The organism is Vibrio tubiashii ATCC 19109, from assembly GCF_000772105.1.
In the GTDB taxonomy this organism is placed as follows: domain Bacteria; phylum Pseudomonadota; class Gammaproteobacteria; order Enterobacterales; family Vibrionaceae; genus Vibrio; species Vibrio tubiashii.
On sequence record NZ_CP009354.1, the window covers coordinates 1,100,324 to 1,117,630 of the forward strand.

19 protein-coding genes are annotated in these 17,307 nt (G+C 43.9%); 7 read left to right on the forward strand and 12 right to left on the reverse strand.

Features of this window, described 5'->3' with window-relative positions; genetic code table 11:
• Nucleotides 1-6: 6 nt before the first annotated feature.
• The 5 genes from IX91_RS04995 (at nt 7) to IX91_RS05015 (ending at nt 4,667) form a co-directional block, all read left to right on the forward strand.
• Nucleotides 7-630 (forward strand): hypothetical protein, encoded by a 624-nt coding sequence (locus IX91_RS04995; protein WP_004748668.1) that lies wholly within the window; start codon nt 7-9, stop codon nt 628-630.
• Complete coding sequence (locus tag IX91_RS05000; RefSeq protein WP_004748669.1) at nt 609-935, forward strand: hypothetical protein; 327 nt, start codon at nt 609-611, stop codon at nt 933-935. Before IX91_RS04995 ends, IX91_RS05000 begins: the two co-directional genes overlap by 22 nt.
• Nucleotides 935-1,549: an imm11 family protein gene (locus IX91_RS05005; RefSeq protein ID WP_004748670.1), complete on the forward strand. Its 615-nt coding sequence runs from the start codon at nt 935-937 to the stop codon at nt 1,547-1,549. Before IX91_RS05000 ends, IX91_RS05005 begins: the two co-directional genes overlap by 1 nt.
• An 868-nt stretch (nt 1,550-2,417) precedes the next feature.
• Nucleotides 2,418-2,855: a YcgN family cysteine cluster protein gene (locus IX91_RS05010; RefSeq protein ID WP_004748671.1), complete on the forward strand. Its 438-nt coding sequence runs from the start codon at nt 2,418-2,420 to the stop codon at nt 2,853-2,855.
• A 141-nt stretch (nt 2,856-2,996) separates the two neighbouring features.
• Entirely contained in the window at nt 2,997-4,667 is a 1,671-nt protein-coding gene (locus tag IX91_RS05015; RefSeq protein ID WP_004749715.1) for a mechanosensitive ion channel family protein, read from the forward strand.
• A gap of 43 nt (nt 4,668-4,710) precedes the next feature.
• Here IX91_RS05015 and IX91_RS05020 read toward each other — a convergent pair whose 3' ends face one another.
• From IX91_RS05020 to gap, 10 genes are all read right to left on the reverse strand, one after another.
• A complete protein-coding gene (locus tag IX91_RS05020) occupies nt 4,711-5,004 on the reverse strand; it encodes a putative quinol monooxygenase (RefSeq protein ID WP_004748673.1) in 294 nt (97 codons plus the stop codon).
• Between the two features lie 24 nt (nt 5,005-5,028).
• The gene (locus tag IX91_RS05025) at nt 5,029-5,424 is read right to left on the reverse strand and encodes a VOC family protein (protein WP_004748674.1); all 396 of its coding nucleotides are present in this window, start codon (nt 5,422-5,424) and stop codon (nt 5,029-5,031) included.
• An 84-nt stretch (nt 5,425-5,508) separates the two neighbouring features.
• A complete protein-coding gene (locus tag IX91_RS05030) occupies nt 5,509-5,811 on the reverse strand; it encodes a ribbon-helix-helix domain-containing protein (RefSeq protein WP_038197836.1) in 303 nt (100 codons plus the stop codon).
• 146 nt (nt 5,812-5,957) lie between these two features.
• Nucleotides 5,958-7,850: a BCCT family transporter gene (locus tag IX91_RS05035; protein ID WP_004748676.1), complete on the reverse strand. Its 1,893-nt coding sequence runs from the start codon at nt 7,848-7,850 to the stop codon at nt 5,958-5,960.
• A 118-nt stretch (nt 7,851-7,968) separates the two neighbouring features.
• Nucleotides 7,969-8,325, reverse strand: coding sequence for a hypothetical protein (locus IX91_RS05040; protein ID WP_004748677.1), 357 nt, complete (start codon nt 8,323-8,325; stop codon nt 7,969-7,971).
• Between the two features lie 176 nt (nt 8,326-8,501).
• Nucleotides 8,502-9,443: a ChaN family lipoprotein gene (locus tag IX91_RS05045; protein WP_004748678.1), complete on the reverse strand. Its 942-nt coding sequence runs from the start codon at nt 9,441-9,443 to the stop codon at nt 8,502-8,504.
• A 75-nt stretch (nt 9,444-9,518) separates the two neighbouring features.
• A complete protein-coding gene (rlmA, locus tag IX91_RS05050) occupies nt 9,519-10,346 on the reverse strand; it encodes a 23S rRNA (guanine(745)-N(1))-methyltransferase (RefSeq protein ID WP_004748679.1) in 828 nt (275 codons plus the stop codon).
• Between the two features lie 128 nt (nt 10,347-10,474).
• Nucleotides 10,475-12,511 carry a methyl-accepting chemotaxis protein gene (locus IX91_RS05055; protein ID WP_004748681.1) on the reverse strand — a complete coding sequence of 679 codons (2,037 nt, stop codon included), beginning with the start codon at nt 12,509-12,511 and terminating at the stop codon, nt 10,475-10,477.
• Between the two features lie 243 nt (nt 12,512-12,754).
• Nucleotides 12,755-13,639 carry a D-hexose-6-phosphate mutarotase gene (locus IX91_RS05060; RefSeq protein WP_004748682.1) on the reverse strand — a complete coding sequence of 295 codons (885 nt, stop codon included), beginning with the start codon at nt 13,637-13,639 and terminating at the stop codon, nt 12,755-12,757.
• Nucleotides 13,640-13,747: 108 nt separating this feature from the next.
• On the reverse strand, nt 13,748-14,743 hold the full coding sequence (gap, locus tag IX91_RS05065; RefSeq protein ID WP_004748683.1) for a type I glyceraldehyde-3-phosphate dehydrogenase: 996 nt from the start codon (nt 14,741-14,743) through the stop codon (nt 13,748-13,750).
• 310 nt (nt 14,744-15,053) lie between these two features.
• On the opposite strand from gap, the gene msrB reads away from it, so the two are divergent.
• On the forward strand, nt 15,054-15,482 hold the full coding sequence (gene msrB / locus IX91_RS05070; RefSeq protein WP_086017205.1) for a peptide-methionine (R)-S-oxide reductase MsrB: 429 nt from the start codon (nt 15,054-15,056) through the stop codon (nt 15,480-15,482).
• A gap of 47 nt (nt 15,483-15,529) precedes the next feature.
• Here the strand turns inward: msrB and IX91_RS05075 are convergent, their stop codons facing one another.
• On the reverse strand, nt 15,530-16,354 hold the full coding sequence (locus tag IX91_RS05075) for a DUF2989 domain-containing protein (protein WP_004748685.1): 825 nt from the start codon (nt 16,352-16,354) through the stop codon (nt 15,530-15,532).
• Between the two features lie 105 nt (nt 16,355-16,459).
• Between IX91_RS05075 and IX91_RS05080 the strand changes: the two genes are divergently transcribed.
• Nucleotides 16,460-16,741, forward strand: a complete 282-nt coding sequence (locus IX91_RS05080) for a YeaC family protein (protein WP_004749720.1) — start codon at nt 16,460-16,462, stop codon at nt 16,739-16,741.
• A 45-nt stretch (nt 16,742-16,786) separates the two neighbouring features.
• Here the strand turns inward: IX91_RS05080 and IX91_RS05085 are convergent, their stop codons facing one another.
• Complete coding sequence (locus IX91_RS05085) at nt 16,787-17,296, reverse strand: YchJ family protein (RefSeq protein WP_004743693.1); 510 nt, start codon at nt 17,294-17,296, stop codon at nt 16,787-16,789.
• Nucleotides 17,297-17,307 lie beyond the last annotated feature (11 nt).

A 17,307-nucleotide genomic window follows, 5' to 3' on the forward strand; every position in this document is an offset into this window, starting at 1 on the left:
AAGGCAATGCTTAACGAGAAGGGGCAACTGAAAAATCCAACTTGGGTATTGGAAACATTAGGAAGAGAGTTTGATTCATTCCAAGACAGTGTTTTTGAATCTGTCGATGAAGCAATTGAAGATGTAAGTAAGCTGTACGCGGAAAGTCAAGATGTTGTGCGAAAGCTAGAGTGTATTGCTAAGCATCGGCAGACGATTCCAGAATTGCCACAGAAAATCTCTAATGGTGATATCGATGCGGTTGAAACCTTTGTTGACACAGTGTTGATCGAGCTTGACCCTGATTGGGCACAGGAAATAAAGGGCCACGAACAGTTCCCTAACGCAATGGCAATCATAGAAGACCACGATACGATTCTGACTTATGTGACTTATCTGTCTTTAATGCTTGAGGCTATTCCACTTAACTTCTATTTCTACTACGGCGGTAAAGCGGGTACATATTTGATCCTTGAACTGATTCTCACCGTTGTGCTGGCTATTTGTACGTTAGGCACAGGAGCAGCGGCTCGTATTGCGACGCTAGTAGCACGTTTTGCGGGAGGTGCTAAGAAGGTCACTACAATACTACTCCTATTGAGGATAACGACAGTGATAAGGTGCACCCAATGTCTTATCACACTTATGTGAAAAAAATGCTAAAGCCAGCTGTCAGAGAAATAAAAACAAAATGTAAAACGAATGATATACAAAAAGTACAAGCGTATTTAAATCTGCATAGTCAAGTTATATTAGATGATATATCTGACTTTAGATTACCATTGACGAGGGTCTTTAAAGCTTTTAAATCAGGTGCGGTTGGGCGTTTGGGTGAAAAAGAAGTTGGTAGTTTAGCGAAGAAAATCAAACTGAATATCCCGTGTACTTGCGATCGCGTTCATTCAGAGTACAATTCATTTCCGTCAACAGGCTATACACTTAAGAGAGGTAGGTAATGAAAAATTATAATGATGAATACTATATTATTGAACAGGACTACTCCTTCGAAGATAATGCAGCATATCCATCCGAGTCTTCATCAAACTTTGACTACGATTATGATGAGTTAGTACTAGGAACTAAGCCTTTAAAGTTTCACGCAGAAATCAGTGATGTAGGAGATTTTAAATCTTCTTATATTTTTCTTTACGATGGTCCTTCATTTCTTGTGAATACAGAGCTTAAAGAAAAAATAGACTTTGGCCTATATGGATCTCAATTCTTTCCTGCAATTATTGTCGGAGAAGACCAAGGAGTAAGAGATGATTTTTGGGTTCTTAATACCTATGACATGCTTGATGCTTTAGATGAAAATAAATCTGATGTTAAAACTATTCCCGAGAGTGTTGATGGTCTATCAATGAGTGGTTCGGTATTAAAGTATTCACTTGATTTTGAATTGCTTTCATCAATTCCAGAAGAAGAAAGACTAATATTTAAAATGTCGAATACAAGCACTGAACCTGTTTTTGTTCATGAGAAAATTGTAAGCATATTTAGGAAGCTATCAGTTCAAGGTGTGAAGTTTTATAAAGTCAGTGAATATGAATTCGGTGATGAGTTTCAATAAACCAATTTGTTGTTTCCATAAAGCAATCGGTTGATGAATCCAAGTTTATTAAATTAAACCGCAAGCTGTTTGCTATTTGTACAATGTTTTACTACCGTAAAATTAAGTACCCTGAGCATGCGTTAGGTACTTATTAAATCTATGTTCTATACTTAGTGTAGAAACTCTCATCGAATTAATAGTGAGTATATCTATGTTGAATTTAATGGATAATATCATTGAACTTGATATGAGATATTTTAACATCTGAATATGTGTCTCGCATAATGAAATACGATCTTTTCAAAGTGTCTAATTGGGAAAAGGATTCCAGTCTGTAGATTCTTAATTTATATCGTGATAGTAGAAGAAGAAATCTTATCATTTTACTCGAACGAGTTTTGATGAAGACTCGTTCACTTTTAGAATCGGGGTTTTATTGGTGCTATGATAGTAGTTTGAAAAACGATTTCCGATGTATGCAGTAATCGGTATTGTACAGTCGTTGCTCCAGCAAGGTTTGAAATGGCTTGGTGTTTATACATGAAAGCGTGATTGAGCTACTCAAAAAACACGTCAAAGATGTATGGGTAAGAGATGTATAGAAAGCGCTGTAAGGCGCTTTTTCTTTATATGCTTTTATAGCTTTGGAAAACTATAGGGCTACCTTCAGGAATGTTCGATGCGGTAGGGGGTAAATGGTTGATCAAACGGGATAGTCGTTTGAAGGAACGCTAAACAATAGCTGTACAACTTTAGTCGGTGACGTAGCCCTCGCTTAGTTTGAATTTAGCCCTCCTAACAGAATCACTTGCACTTTGGATAAAGGATCTATATAAATTCGGCTTTCCTTTTTCCACACTGATATTTGAACACTTGGGGTTACCACATGACGCAGTTTTGGCAGCAAAAAGCTCTCGAAGAGATGACCGAAGATGAATGGGAATCGCTTTGTGACGGTTGTGGTAAATGTTGTCTTCACAAACTGATGGATGAGGACAGCGACGAGATCTATTACACCAACGTTGCATGTAGTTGGCTAAACAGCAAAACATGCTCGTGTAAGGATTACCCAAATCGTTTTACCTCAGGTGAGGAGTGCACCAAGTTAACTCGTGATGATATCGATGACTTCACTTGGTTACCGCACACCTGCGCTTACCGCTTGCTTGCGGAAAAGCAGCCTCTGCCAGAGTGGCACCCACTCATTACAGGCTCAAAGTCAGCCATGCATGCTGCTGGCGAAAGTGTTCGCAACAAAGTGGTATACGAGATTGATGTTGTGGATTGGGAAGACCACATCCTCAATCACCCAAATCGAGCTTAGATTCAAACAGTCGCCATTGGCGGCTGTTTTTGTATTTGCGCCTAGTTAACACTCAATATGCAAACGTTTGAGTTTTGTGGTGTACAATTAAGGGCATCAATATAAGAAACAAAGACTTGTATTCATTCTTTTGAGGTCATCATGGACTTAATGTCTTTAAAAAAACTACGTGCGTTGGTCGTAGGGTTAGTTATCTCTTTTGGATTTCTCTTCGGTGCTAGTGCTTATGCCGCACAAGAGGGCGAACAGCTTTCGAAGCAGGAAAGAGAAGTTGAAAAGATCACTAATGAGTTTATTGAGCTAGTCGATTCGATTGAAACTGCGACAGGGGGGGCTAAAGATGCCCTGCAGCTTAAGCTTTTCCAAAAAAATGAAAGCTTAAGAACGGCGCTAGAATCAGCGGTCAATTCAAGTAGCATCCCCGACGATAAACTCATCAGCTACATAAGGATGCAGCAAACTTACGTCAGTGGTGCGTCTGAATACCTTGAAGAGAAAATTAAAGCAGTCAACAATAAAATTGACTCGGCCAAGAGTGAAGACAAACTCACAATGCTCAATGATTACCAAGAGTTGCAGCACTACTTTGATATTGTTATGGAGTCTGCGTGGGAAAACATTGAGTGGTTAAACGAGCTTGGCCAGGACGAATCTATCGCCCAAGCTCAATTTAAAGATTCATTAAACAAACGCCTGCGCTTGATGTCTGCATCGGTAGAGTATTTTAACCAACAAATCAGTGTGGTAGGGCGTCAGCTAGCCGTGAGCCCGGAATCGGAACTTGCTTCTTTACAGTTAGGCCAACTGATTATTCAGCAGCGTATGAACATAACGGTTGATAGCCTTAGTTCGCTGATTTCTATTGCAGACCAAGTCGGGCTAGATACGGCAGAATACAAACGCCTAATTTTTGAAGTGACCGGGAGCATCACTCAAGACTTGCTCGAGGGTAGAGTCATCCTCTCTATCATTTCGCATTGGTCAGACAAACTTTGGGATTGGGTTGCCAACAACGCCCCTCAACATGTATTTCACTTATTTATCTTTGCCCTGATCATTTTCTCAACTAGCTTACTCGCGAAGCTTGTACGTAAAATCACCAGTAAAACGGTAGTGTCAAAGAACCTTAAGTTGTCCCAATTGATGCAAGACTTCTTTATTGGCATGTCGGGCAATGTTGTGTGGGTTATCGGTATTTTGGTTGGTTTGTCGCAGATAGGCTTGAACCTTGCACCTGTGTTGACTGGTTTTGGTATTGCGGGTGTGATTATCGGCTTTGCGCTGCAAGATACCCTATCTAACTTTGCCGCTGGTATGATGTTATTGATATACAAGCCTTTTGATGTCGGTGACTTTGTCTTCGCTGGTGGCGTAGACGGTAAAGTTAGCCATATGAGTTTAGTGAACACCACGATTAAGACCTTCGACAACCAGATCATTATTATCCCTAACGGTAAGATTTGGGGAGATGTGATTAAGAATGTGACCCATGAACGGGTAAGACGTGTCGATATGGTCTTTGGTATTGGTTATAGCGACGACTTACTCAAGGCAGAAAGCATTCTTACCGAAATTGTCACCACGCACCCAGCGGTACTGCGCACTCCTGAGCCTAATATTCGCGTCCATACACTAAATACTTCTTCAGTGGATTTTATTGTTCGCCCTTGGGTCAAAACAGATGACTACTGGGATGTGTACTGGGATGTCACTAAAGAGGTGAAACTCAGATTTGACCGTGAAGGCATCTCGATTCCATTTCCTCAACAAGACGTTCATCTGCATATGGTTAAAGAATCTTCAGAGCAATAATCTAAAAGATTAGTTAAGAGCGCTAATCGTGGCGCTCTTTTTTTTAGCTTGCTGATAGCTCGCTGTAGAAATGGATCTCAGGTTCTGTGGTAAGTAGTCCGGTTAAGTCCTCAAGCAACTGCTTGAAATAAGGTTGCTCACAGTGAAAATCGAAATCAGCTTGGCTGGCAAACTGCTCTTGGAAAAGGAACACGCTAGGGTTTGCCTTGTCGCGTAGAAGTGTGTATTTGATACAGCCAGGTTCGCTGCGTGTTGGCGCTATCATAGCGACGAGGAGCTTCTCTAAGCTTGCTTCCTGTCCAGCTGTTGCGTGAAATTTTGCGGTTAAATTGATCATTGTGTTTGCTCTGTTTTTGTTGTGTTAAAGGTATCTTCCTTGACGTTGAAGAAACTCGATCTTGTATCCATCCGGATCGGTAATAAAAAAGAAGCGCGCGAGCGGGGTGTCTTGATGGCTGATTGCTTTGATATCTGACGCCTCAATACCTAGGGCGAGTAGTTGCGCATGACTCGATTCAATATCATCGACGCTAACTGCAAGATGCCCATAGCCAGTGCCATGTGTGTAGGCTTGCGTTTGAGCGTGGTTATAGGTCAGTTCTAGTTCAAACTCAGTGTCTGGATTGGCAAGGTAGGTCAGCGTAAAGCTGTCAAAAACGAATTGGTCTTTGATTTCCAGTTGCAGTGCGGCACGGTAAAAGTCGAGCGAACGGGTGAGGTCGCTGACTCTCACCATGCTGTGAATCATTTTAGGCATGAGTTATCCCTTAGCTATTTTTCGCTAGCTTAAAGGGATTTAAATTGCTGTTGGTAGTACTAGAGTACGACAGCGTCGTTTGCTTTATTGCTCAGCCGCTTGCTGCTTAACAATTTCCATCGCTGGATTGGGTTGGCGTAGATAGATAAGGCAGGCACATCTAAGCAGTGAGGTGAAGTTATTTATCTCACCATTGTAGTTTAACGCTTCAAGATAGATATTGCTGATAAAGCGTGGCAGAGTCATATCTTGCTGCGTGGCCATCTCTTCAAGGATTTGCCAGAAGCTCGACTCTAATTTGATACTTGTTGCATGACCATCGATACGAATTGAACGGGCAACAGTCTGATAATTTTCTTTCGGTTGATTGGAAAATACTTCACACATAACATTGGGGAACGCTAGGCTTAAAGCGAGCATTCTGGTCTTTTTATTACTCGCCCGTCAATAATTGATTGCGTTTCTAGCTAGATTGAACGTTGAAAAAACTCACCAGTGGTGAGCTTTTATCATCGTGGAGAGTTGAGTAAAGGCTAAGAAACTGAGGCGGCCGTGACGGCTTGGTTAAACTCTCCGCGCGCAAGTTGTGCTTGCTCGGAGGCTTCTTGTTTTTTATCTTGCGCCTTAGCTACCGCATCTAGGGCTGCTTGCAGCTCATTTTGTAGGTCTTGTGGAATTTGGTGAGCACCGAACTCTTCTTCACCATCGTGCTCAAGCGCAAAGGCGCGAATGCGCTTTTTCACTTTGTGCACTTCAGCAAATGCCTCGCGCTCTAATTCTGCTGCTTCTTGTGCGGCGTCACGACTGCGTTCGAACCTTGCCAGTGCAATACCTTCAGATGACCAAGGATCCATTTCGGGTAAGTCTTCAATGTTAATCGTCGGCTCAACGTAGTCCTCTTGGTGGCGCAGATCTAAGCTGGTGGCTCGTACCGCTGAAATCATCAACATCACTGAAATCACCAATAAAGGTAAACCTCCAATGATAGCGGCCGTTTGTAACGTGCTAAGACCGCCTAGGAACATTAATACGGTTGGCAGGAACGATAGGGTGAATGCCCAGAACATACGGTTCCAACGCATTGGCTCTTCGGTGACATTGTTTTGGACCACAGAGGCCAAGATATAAGAGATGGAGTCAAAAGTCGTGGCGGTAAAGATCACACACAGAATGGTAAATACCGCAATCACTAATGTGCCCATAGGCAGAGCGCTGAGCATTGAGAAGATCGCCTTGGTGGCACCTTGTGTATTAAGAATGCCTACGATATCCATTTCGCCAGAGAGCTGCAGTGAGAGGCCGTAGTTACCGAGAATCATGAAGAAAAGGAAGCAACCTAGCGAACCAAAGAAGATCGAACCCGACACCATTTGTTTGATTGTTCTTCCGCGCGAGATACGTGCGACAAACAGACCCATGCTTGGCGCAAAGACGAGCCACCATGCCCAGTAGAAGATGGTCCAATCTTGTGGGAAGTGAGTATTCTCAAAACTTCCGTACCCACCAAATGGTTCTGCCCAAGTTGCCATCACGAAGAAGTTAGACAGCATGCGACCGATAGAATCTAAGCCCGTCTCAAGCATAAAAATGGTCGGGCCCGCGATAAGGACAAAAGCCAAAAGCCCCATTGCGCCCCAGAAATTGATATTGCTGAGTACCTTGATGCCTTTTTCCATCCCCGCATAGGAAGAGTAAGCAAAAATGGCGGTACAAACCAACAGCACCCCTACCTGACTCAAGGTAGATTGCGGGATGCCAAACAGAAAGTTTAACCCTTCGCCAATGAGGGGAGCGGCTAAACCCAATGTTGTTGCTGCTCCACCTAGTAGACCGAAGATAAACAAAACGTCGACGATTTTACCAGCCGCTCCTTTGGTGCGTTCCTCTCCCAGCACAGGCATTAAAGCACTAGACACCTTAAGCACAGGCTGCTTTCGCACATAAAAGAAGTAAGCGATAGGGAGTGCAGGAATGAGGTAGATAGCCCAAGCTATCGGACCCCAGTGGAAAATCCCGTAAGTGGCTGCCCATCGAACCGCTTCTTCACTGCCTGGCTCTAGTTGAAAAGGCGGGGATTGATAGTAGTAGGCCCATTCGATACATCCCCAGTAAAGAATACTCGCGCCAATACCACCGCAAAACAGCATTGCCGCCCAAGACGAAGTGGCAAACTCGGGTTTTTCATCAGGGTCACCAAGCTTGATTTGACCCATATCGCTGAACACGACATAAATCATAAAGAAGAAAGCACCAAGGCCAAGAGCAAGGTAGAGGAAACCGAGTTTATCGGTCATAAAGCTTTTAGCAATTGCTATCCAATCTGCCCCTTGTTGGGGAAACAGAATCAAAGGGAAAACAATGGCAACAAGCAGTGCGATAGCGCCAAAAAAGGTAGGCTTATCGATAAGTGAAAAGGTGTTTCGCACAGCGTAAAATCCATAATCTTGAAAGACAAAATTATGGAATGCGTATGCTATCTACGACAAATGACATCCTTTGTCGTGAGGAGAAAAGGCGTCTATTGTCGATATAAGCTTTAAGAAACTATAGGATGGCTAAAAGAATGCCTCCGACTGTTGCCGCTGCGGAAAGATATTGCCCCGCCGAATATGAGCCATCTTGCTCTTCTTCAATTTTATCAGGGTGGTCAATACCTAAAGCACCGTGAGCGAAAGACTCGACTTTATCACCAACGGTTTTATCTCCTTCCTTGGGTACTTTACTCTCTTTTTCGATTTCTTGAAGCGCAGCCAATAGCGCTTTTCCTTCATCTGAAAGCGTGACTTTATTTTGTTCAACCTTAAGTGGGGCTTGACCCGCATTCGATTCGGGTGCCGTTGCTTGAGGCTTTACCTGCTGGGTTGGTGACAGCTTTGCCGCCTCCATTCCTACTGGTGTCATAATGCTCTCCTTACATCATCCTCAGACAATATATCGACCGCTTAGTTAAAAACTTGTGCAAATTATTTAAAATTTGAATTAAAAATAACAAAGCATAAATCGTGCCCAATTTATAACTTTCAAGCTAGCCTTTCTCATTTGATGGGACTTGATGGTAAGAAGAGCAATTACAGTGCCTATTTACACGCTAAATCATCGTTTCGCTTAGACAGATGTTTATAAGCCGCCATTCTATTTTCCATTTTTATATAGCGAACAGGTGGCGCTAAGACTTCAAGTGGGTAATCCTGCCCCTCTAACTCTACTGGTGAATCTGTTGGAGTGATGACGACGACATTAAGATTCGGATTGCGCTTAAGAATCGACGCCTTTGTACCAAATCCTTGCTCTGAATGGAATTTTCCTGCGATGTGGATGACTTGTTTACTTGGGTTACTTGCCAAGTAATTAACGATGCTTTCCGCCATGGTTTCATCCCAAGTCACTTGAGCGGCAAATTGGCGTTCAGTTTGTTCTGGCTTGCCATGGTGCATAGAGGCCATGAACTTCTCTTTATAGGCGCTGTTAGACGTATCTATGGTTGCAGCCAATTGCTGTCGTTCGCTGGAAGTCAGCTTGTCTAGGTAGCCAACCCCTTGCCGCCCGATGCAGCGCACGATGGGCTTAGGTGCATTCGCTGCAATGACATCTAGCTGATTTGCTTTCGCAAGCTCAACTAAAGGGCGGTAGTCACTTTCATAGTTTGGCCAAGCAGCGCCTTGTTTGATCAGTACCTGTTCACCAATCTCGCTTGCTAGATAAGAGTCAACAACGCTTTGTTTATCGCGTGAGAATTGCTCCATGGAAAGCGCGACGTCTTTGCTTTGATTGACGAGTTGTTTAAACAGATCGACTTGGAAGCGATGGATGCCTGCATGGGTGTGCCATTCACCAACAAGAATAACATCGGCAGTTTTCAGTGCTTCTGGAAGCGAATCAATAGAAACGACTTGTTTTTGAGGGGTGTAGAGCCGGTAGTCGTAGTAGCTGCTAATTGATTGTTGCTCGGGAGAAAGAGGGGAACTTGAACAAGCGGCAAGAGCAAAGCAGCTTAGAGAAGTGGCAATGAGCCTAAACATAAATGGCCTCCATTAGATTGTTCGGCAATAGTAATGGAGGCCAGAATAGAGTTCAATAAAAATGAGAATTATTATCTATTGGGGTGCTTTCTTACGATAAATGCGGATCATAAAATCAGCCTCACACTCAAAAAGTGTAGCTGACTTTAGCTTGTCGCGAAGAGTATCAGACGCTTTCCATGCAAATGGCGTCATCTGGAGCAGATCGTAACCATCACCATCGCCGAGCTGCATTACGTATGACAATTTCTCTTGCTGTTCTAACTCAAAACCGGCAATGATTTCAGCCTCTTCACTGTGAAGCCTAACATCAGGATAGATTTCGTCTCTGAGCTGGTAGAGATGGCGTCCTGCGGGAGTCACAGTGACAACAATGCCCGAGTCAGCAACCACGCGAGACAGCTCTTCAGCTTTGCATGGCGCGTAGATACGTAGTACCGCATCTAGGCTGCCGTTTTCAAACGGTAGTCGATGGCTTGAAGCAACCGAAAAGTGACAGTTCGAGTAGCGCTTAGCGGCGTAGCGAATCGCAACTTTAGAGATATCTAATCCGTAGGTCTTAGACTGCGCATATTGGTTTGTTAGATGGGAGGCCACTTCTGTCGTGTAGTAACCTTCACCGCAACCAATATCAAGAAGCCGATGCTGTGATCCCGAAAGGATCTCAGCACACAATTGAGCCACACGCTCTTTGAGTGGGCGATAGTGATCTTTTTCGAGAAAGCGACGACGCGCCTGCATCATTTCTTTATTATCGCCGGGATCTTTAGAACGCTTGTGCTGAACAGGCATCAGATTGATATAACCTTCCTTCGCTAGGTCAAAGGCGTGATTGTTCTGACAACGATATGTGCGCTCTGAAAGCGTAAGATTCTCGTGACATAAAGGGCAGGTGTAAGACATAACAGGCTCTGGTGAAAACTAACAAGGCGGAGTTTATCAGGAAGCGTAAAGTCAAACTAGCAAGCAGAGTGCTGACTCAACAAAAAAGCAGCGCCGCGGCGCTGCTTACGATTGTGAAAGCTAGAAACTTAGTGGAAGAAGTCCACTTGTTGTTTCAATGACGCAGCTTGCTTAATCAAATGATCGGCACTTTGGGTCGTTTTAGCGCTTGTCTCACGACTCTCTCGGTTCAACTCACTGATAGAATTTGCGTTAGAGGCAATCTCTTGAGAGACATTGGCTTGCTCTTCGGAAGTCGCGGCAATGGTATCCGCCTGACCCGCAATTGACTGAACTTGAGAGGCAATCGTTTCGAGTGCTATGCCCGCTTCTTGTGCTTTGTCCAACACCTGATTGGCATTGACTTGGCTCTTGTTCATCATATCTACCGCATTACTGGTTGAGCCTTTAAGCTTATCAATGATAGACACCACGTCTTTCACTGATGTTTGAGTTCTGTGGGCGAGAGTTCGCACTTCATCAGCAACGACTGCAAACCCACGACCTTGCTCGCCCGCCCGCGCCGCTTCGATTGCCGCATTAAGCGCCAGTAGGTTAGTTTGCTCAGCGATCTCATCGATCATCTTAGTTACGGTTTGAATCGCTTCGCTGTCAAGGTTGACCTGCTCAATCGCCTTCGCAGAGTTGTCTAACTGGTCGTTAAGTTGGGCAACATCGATACAGACAGTTTCAACAACATCGAGCCCTGATTGACTGTCTTGATTGGTCAAGCGAACATTTTCGGCAATCGCTTCCACCTGCTGAGCAACCGCTTGTGCTGAAGAGGCCATTTCTTCGATGGCAGTGGCAACTTGTTCTACTTGTTGTTGCTGAATATCAGATTGGCTTAAATTGCGCGCGGCGTCGCTAGACACGCTTTGTGATGCAGCCTGCACAGAGTCACTGGTCGAACGGATTTCACCCACTAAGGTGTTTAGTTGCGTTGCCATATTCGCAACCCCATTGCTGAGGTTAATAATCTCGTTGTTTGACTTTTTACCCGTAGAAGGGATATCTAGGCTAACTTCTCCTTTTGCCAGTCTCGTCATGTAGCCATTTAATACGGTCAGTGGCTTTAGATTACGATTGAGGAAAACGGTTAGAATGATGAACGTAGCAATCGCGACAATAGTAGCAATGGTAATGATGAGCTTAAGCAGCGTGTCACTTCCTTTGGTCACCTCCTTGATGAAGGTGCCACCGAGTAGCTTCCAGTTCCAACCAGGGACTTCGGTATAAACAAGATACTTTTCCCCAACCGTACCTTGATATTCATAAGGGTAACGAATCAAACCACTTTTTTGCTCAAAGATCTGGTGAAACGGTTTATTGCCGTTGTAGTCAGATACCTCAATGATTGACGGGGCACTCTCATCATGGACTGGATGTAGCAAGTATTTACCAAGGTTATCTTCTCGGTTGTCGACCACAATAGTGTATCCCGTCTCTCCCCATTTAATAGATTCCAAAGACTTATAGAGATCTTGTGTTGCTTGCTCGACAGGCAGTCCAATGAAAGAGAGACCGTTCACTTGTCCAGAGGCATTTTTGATCGGAGCGTAGTAGGTGATATAGCTTTCACCAAACAGTTTGACCTGCGCGTAGTAGGGCTGGCCATTCATCAATTGGTTATAGCCAGGATGGTTCTTTCCTAGAGTTGAACCGACAACGCGTTGTCCAGAAGGATTTTTTAAAGAAGTTGCAACGCGAATGAAATCACCGTTCAGGGGAGCGAAGATAGTGGCTACTGCGCCTGTGTCACGAGTAAAACTATCTACAAGCTTAGTATCACCAATTAAGCTCTCGCCATACTGGGTAATATTGGGGATCGACTTGCCGTTAAAATCGACGCTGTAATCCTCGACATAAACACCGGCAAGATAGCCATTTCTAAAGGTAGATTCGAGCACTTTAGCAGTATGCAAATAGGCATCAAATTGACCTGCGATGGTCATCGCCATGGCTTCTACTTCTGACTGGTGTCCTTTCAGAGTAGTATCGAGCAGTACTTTGGAAGCGTTGCGGTAAACGAGTGTCGCTGTACCCGCGAATGAAATTAGCAAACAAAGCAGTATGACCAGTTTCAACTGAAAACCGACGCTTTGGTTTTTGAGTTTTTCGAACATTTCTAGTTATCCTGTCTTTAATAGACTCTTGTTATCATTGAAAAATGAATCTTTCAGCAGCAAAAAATCAGGAATAATAATAGCGATTTATAAAATGTCTATAATTGATTCGTATTAATGATTTTAAAGATAACGGAGTCGAAGGTATAAAGGCTGCACGCCTAAAAGCAAAAGACCGGATGGAGCAAGAAGAAATTTCGGCAGAAAGGCAAAGCGCGGGTATCGCTACCCGCGACAATTCATCTACTTGGTGGCAATCTTAGTGATCAGTTGATGACTTTCATTGGGTTGCAGTGTTTTACCTTGGTCGATTGACGGTGCATGCAGGGTTGACTCGACACACAGGAAAGTTTTGTATCCATCGTCCTGCATATCTGCCATTCCTTTAGCGCCTTCCGCCCATGGATTCCACAGCACAGCGGAATTGTGGCCTTGGTTTTCAATGACTACCGAACGATTCAGTGCCGAGTCTTCAACAACAATCTGCTCTGACGGTTGAGTGTAAACGCGGTCAATGGTGTCAGTCAGTTGCAGTACATCGCCACCTTGATAGACTTCGCCACCTTTCAGGCTATCAATGTACTCAGCACCCATGCCAGTTGTTTTCGCTTGCTCAATATCACCGACGGTTAAGTAGGTGTGAAGCGCACCAGAGAATGTCCAAGGCTGGTCATCGGTATTGGTCACATCTAGTGTGACTTTGAGTTCATCGCCAATCTCAACCAGTAAGTGAGCTTGGAACTGGTGAGGCCAGACTGCTAGTGTTGATTCGGATGGCAATAAACCAAGCTCAATGATTACACCATTTTCATTCTCACGATGTTCAAGCAGTGTCCATTCACTGTTGCGCGCAAAACCATGTGCAGGTGCAGCGATACGACCAAACCACGGCCAGCAAACTGGAATACCGCCACGCAGGGCCGCTTTACCATCAAAGACAGCTTGCTTGCTCATCCAGATGAGGTCTTGTTGACCTTGGGGTTTAAATGAAAGGACATGTCCACCGTGAAGGGCAATACCAGCGGTCGCTTTATCATGTATGACGCGAACGACCTTCACTTGATCGATTTCTACGATTGTGACGTTATCAGAGAGAACAGTAAGGGCAGGGAGAGTGGTTAAATCCATGTTCTGTTTCCTAGTTCAATTAGAGACTCAAAATTCAGATACAAAAAAGGCGACTCGAAAGTCGCCTTTTACAAGATTCTGCGCTAAACGCTAATCTTTAAGTAATGATTACTTAGAGATGTGTGCGATTAGGTCTAGAACTTTGTTTGAGTAACCGATTTCGTTGTCGTACCAAGATACAACTTTAACGAAGTTATCAGTTAGAGCGATACCAGCTTTAGCATCGAATACTGAAGTTTGAACTTCGCCGATGAAGTCTTGAGAAACAACTTGGTCTTCAGTGTAACCTAGAACACCTTTAAGAGCGCCTTCAGATGCTGCTTTCATAGCTGCACAGATAGCTTCGTAAGATGCACCGTTTTTAAGGTTAACAGTTAGGTCAACTACAGAAACGTTAGCAGTTGGTACGCGGAAAGCCATACCAGTTAGTTTGCCGTTTAGTTCTGGAAGAACAACGCCTACAGCTTTAGCAGCACCAGTTGAAGATGGGATGATGTTCTGAGAAGCACCACGACCACCGCGCCAGTCTTTAGCAGAAGGACCGTCTACAGTTTTTTGAGTTGCTGTAGTCGCGTGAACTGTAGTCATAAGACCAGATTCGATACCGAACTCGTCGTTAAGAACTTTAGCGATAGGCGCTAGACAGTTAGTAGTACAAGAAGCGTTAGAAACGATGTCTTGACCAGCGTAAGTGTCTTGGTTAACGCCCATTACGAACATTGGAGTAGCGTCTTTTGAAGGACCAGTTAGAACAACTTTCTTCGCGCCAGCAGTGATGTGCTTACGAGCAGTCTCGTCTGTTAGGAAAAGACCAGTAGCTTCAGCTACAACGTCAACGTCGATAGCATCCCATTTTAGATCTTCTGGGTTACGCTCAGCAGTAACACGTACAGTCTTACCGTTAACGATTAGGTTACCACCTTCAACTTCAACAGTACCGTTGAAACGGCCGTGAGTTGAGTCGTACTTAAGCATGTATGCCATGTACTCTACGTCGATAAGGTCGTTAATACCTACAACTTCGATGTCGTTACGCTCTTGCGCTGCACGGAAAACGAAACGGCCGATACGGCCAAAACCGTTAATACCTACTTTGATAGTCATTATAGTTGCTCCACAACTTAATTTCTGATTAAAGATAACTGGTAGTAAAATTACAGAATCCAGTCAAAATCTGCAACAGATAATCGGACTTAACTTGTTTAAAGTCAAAAAAAAGCGTCGCTTTTTTTCACAATTAGTCTTAATTGGCGATGTTTTGAACGGAAAACTGATTTTTTCCCTAACCAGTTGACGTAAAATAGTTCAGATGTCGACAGCAATGCTGAAAGTTTAACCATCCTGTTATGGTTTCAAAGTATGTGCTACAAAAGTAATTGAGTGCAAGTTTTTCAAAAAAAAGTCATAATTAAAAATGAGAACATGGAGATTTGTTGCCGTGGAACAAAACAAAGAAAAAATGATGAAGCCTGATGAGCACTGGCGTGAAGTGCTATCAGATGAAGAATATAGAGTGTGTCGAGAGCAAGGGACAGAAGCGCCTTTTAGCGGTAAGTTGTTGCATAACAAACAGACGGGTATTTACTCATGTACCTGTTGCCAAGCGCCTCTTTTCAGCTCTGACAATAAATACGACTCTGGGTGTGGTTGGCCGAGTTTTGATGCCCCTGCATCAAGTGAGGCTATTCGTTATTTAGAAGATCTAAGTCACGGAATGGTGCGTACAGAGATAAGATGTGCAGCCTGTGATAGCCATTTAGGTCACGTTTTCCCTGATGGACCGAAAACAACAGGTGAGAGATTTTGTGTTAACTCAGTGTCGTTAATTTTCAACAATTCATAAAAAAGCGGTGATTTAATCACCGCTCTCTGTTTCATCCTTACATGTGTTTAAGATTGCTTAAACTTAGGGATCATCGCAGCATCGAAGGTGCCGCTCATGATGGCATCTTCAAACTGATCAGCAATTTCGTCGAGTTGCTTATAAATACTGCTATCAAATCCATAAAGAAGCTGAAGTTCACTTTCCGAAGCAATAGGAACCTCAAATTTTTGCGCAACCATAGTCCAAACGTAAGCTTCTTTCTTCATTCCTAGTCGGTAAGTTGTGCTAGCTAGGGATTTGAACACTTCATTATTGATATTGCTTTGGTTAGTTAGCTCTAGGGTGTGGATCAGAAGCTGACGCGTTTTTGCTTGGTCTCGGCTGGTGTAAAAGGTTGCGAGGGCATACTGCATTTCTGCGGTTTCTAATGCTTTCGTCCCTTCAAGCTGAAGGAAGCTTCGGCGCGCATCATCGCTGCCAATCTGGCTCCACAAAAAGTAAAGTGATTGTGGTGAGTCTGACTTTTTGAGTATTGCGACAATGCTGTCTAAATCTTCCCCGGAATTAACCAGAGCAGTAAAACGCTGCTGCTTGACCCCTTTTTGGTCTAGTGGCTGTATCTGAGAAGCCAGCTCTAAACATTTTTTATATGCCGCAACATACTCATACTCTTTAATCCGATTATTGTCTGTCGGGTTTTTTAATACTTCGAATCGGTGCCATACCAAATCAGTCCGTGGAACTCGACATTGACCGTCGCCCATATTTAAGCGCTCACATTGCAAAGCGGGATTGCTTTCACACAGCTGTTCGGTGTTTTTGTTGCCTTCAAAGCACCCAACGAGGGTGGCACTGATACCAAAAAGAGTAAGTAGCTTGAATGATTTCATACTGTCGTTGCTTGTGATCCGTTACACTTATTTATTGTAGTTTTCTTGACTGAGTCTACTGGCCAGTTAAGGTTCGCTTATCGCGACTGATTTTAAGGATAGACCATGGACGCAGAGCAGTTAATTAATGCCATCACACCTGAGGCTTATGAGCGTCTACTTTTTGCTGTAGAAACAGGTAAGTGGCCTGAGGGTACCCCACTTTCTCAAGAGCAGCGAGACTCTTGTATGCAAGCTGTGATGTTGTATCAATCTAAGCATAATGCAGAAGCGCAACATATGACAGTTGCTCAGGGCGGAGAAATTAGCTTTAAGTCGAAAGCTGAACTAAAAAAACAGTTTCAGCAGGGGCAAGAAGATATTGTTCGAGTGAATCCAAACGATTAACTTAAGATGTAAAAAGGCAGGTTCGAATCCTGCCTTTTCTTTATCTTAACCACAGCACTTTTTAAATTTCTTACCACTACCGCAAATGCAAGGATCGTTGCGACCCACTTTTAAGTTTTGAACAGGTTGTGACAGTCTTGGATCAAGTGGCTGTTCAGGTTCCTGCGTTTGTGGGAATGAGCCGTCAATGTAGTACCAAAGCTCTTGCTCCTTGAGAAAGCGCGAGCGTTCTTCAAGACAATACTCTTGCCCACCCTGTTTAAAGTGAGCTTTAAAAGTAACAAACCCTTCGTTGCTATGGCTGCCGGGCTCAGCGCCGATCACTTCTAAGCCACACCAGTCGCTATTGATTGAGTCTGCGATGGCTTCGCGTTCTTGCTCTGCATGGCAACTTGGGTGGTAGGTATTGATCACGTAATCGACCAAGCCCTTTACGTGAGCTGAGTAACGAGAACGCATCAGTTTTTCAGGTGTTTTAGCCTTTGAGTGGTCGTGATGGATTGGCTCGCAGCACTCACTGTAATCCTTTGGGTTTCCACAAGGACACGAATTCATAAAAACTCCGA

Bases quoted from the DNA above. Each gene is read 5' to 3' on its own strand.
- IX91_RS04995 (WP_004748668.1), top strand. From the start codon at position 7: ATGCTTAACGAGAAGGGGCAACTGAAAAATCCAACTTGGGTATTGGAA.
- IX91_RS05000 (WP_004748669.1), top strand. From the start codon at position 609: ATGTCTTATCACACTTATGTGAAAAAAATGCTAAAGCCAGCTGTCAGA.
- IX91_RS05005 (WP_004748670.1), top strand. From the start codon at position 935: ATGAAAAATTATAATGATGAATACTATATTATTGAACAGGACTACTCC.
- IX91_RS05010 (WP_004748671.1), top strand. From the start codon at position 2,418: ATGACGCAGTTTTGGCAGCAAAAAGCTCTCGAAGAGATGACCGAAGAT.
- IX91_RS05015 (WP_004749715.1), top strand. From the start codon at position 2,997: ATGGACTTAATGTCTTTAAAAAAACTACGTGCGTTGGTCGTAGGGTTA.
- IX91_RS05020 (WP_004748673.1), bottom strand. From the start codon at position 5,004: ATGATCAATTTAACCGCAAAATTTCACGCAACAGCTGGACAGGAAGCA.
- IX91_RS05025 (WP_004748674.1), bottom strand. From the start codon at position 5,424: ATGCCTAAAATGATTCACAGCATGGTGAGAGTCAGCGACCTCACCCGT.
- IX91_RS05030 (WP_038197836.1), bottom strand. From the start codon at position 5,811: ATGTGTGAAGTATTTTCCAATCAACCGAAAGAAAATTATCAGACTGTT.
- IX91_RS05040 (WP_004748677.1), bottom strand. From the start codon at position 8,325: ATGACACCAGTAGGAATGGAGGCGGCAAAGCTGTCACCAACCCAGCAG.
- IX91_RS05045 (WP_004748678.1), bottom strand. From the start codon at position 9,443: ATGTTTAGGCTCATTGCCACTTCTCTAAGCTGCTTTGCTCTTGCCGCT.
- rlmA (WP_004748679.1), bottom strand. From the start codon at position 10,346: ATGTCTTACACCTGCCCTTTATGTCACGAGAATCTTACGCTTTCAGAG.
- IX91_RS05055 (WP_004748681.1), bottom strand. From the start codon at position 12,511: ATGTTCGAAAAACTCAAAAACCAAAGCGTCGGTTTTCAGTTGAAACTG.
- IX91_RS05060 (WP_004748682.1), bottom strand. From the start codon at position 13,639: ATGGATTTAACCACTCTCCCTGCCCTTACTGTTCTCTCTGATAACGTC.
- gap (WP_004748683.1), bottom strand. From the start codon at position 14,743: ATGACTATCAAAGTAGGTATTAACGGTTTTGGCCGTATCGGCCGTTTC.
- msrB (WP_086017205.1), top strand. From the start codon at position 15,054: ATGAGAACATGGAGATTTGTTGCCGTGGAACAAAACAAAGAAAAAATG.
- IX91_RS05075 (WP_004748685.1), bottom strand. From the start codon at position 16,354: ATGAAATCATTCAAGCTACTTACTCTTTTTGGTATCAGTGCCACCCTC.
- IX91_RS05080 (WP_004749720.1), top strand. From the start codon at position 16,460: ATGGACGCAGAGCAGTTAATTAATGCCATCACACCTGAGGCTTATGAG.
- IX91_RS05085 (WP_004743693.1), bottom strand. From the start codon at position 17,296: ATGAATTCGTGTCCTTGTGGAAACCCAAAGGATTACAGTGAGTGCTGC.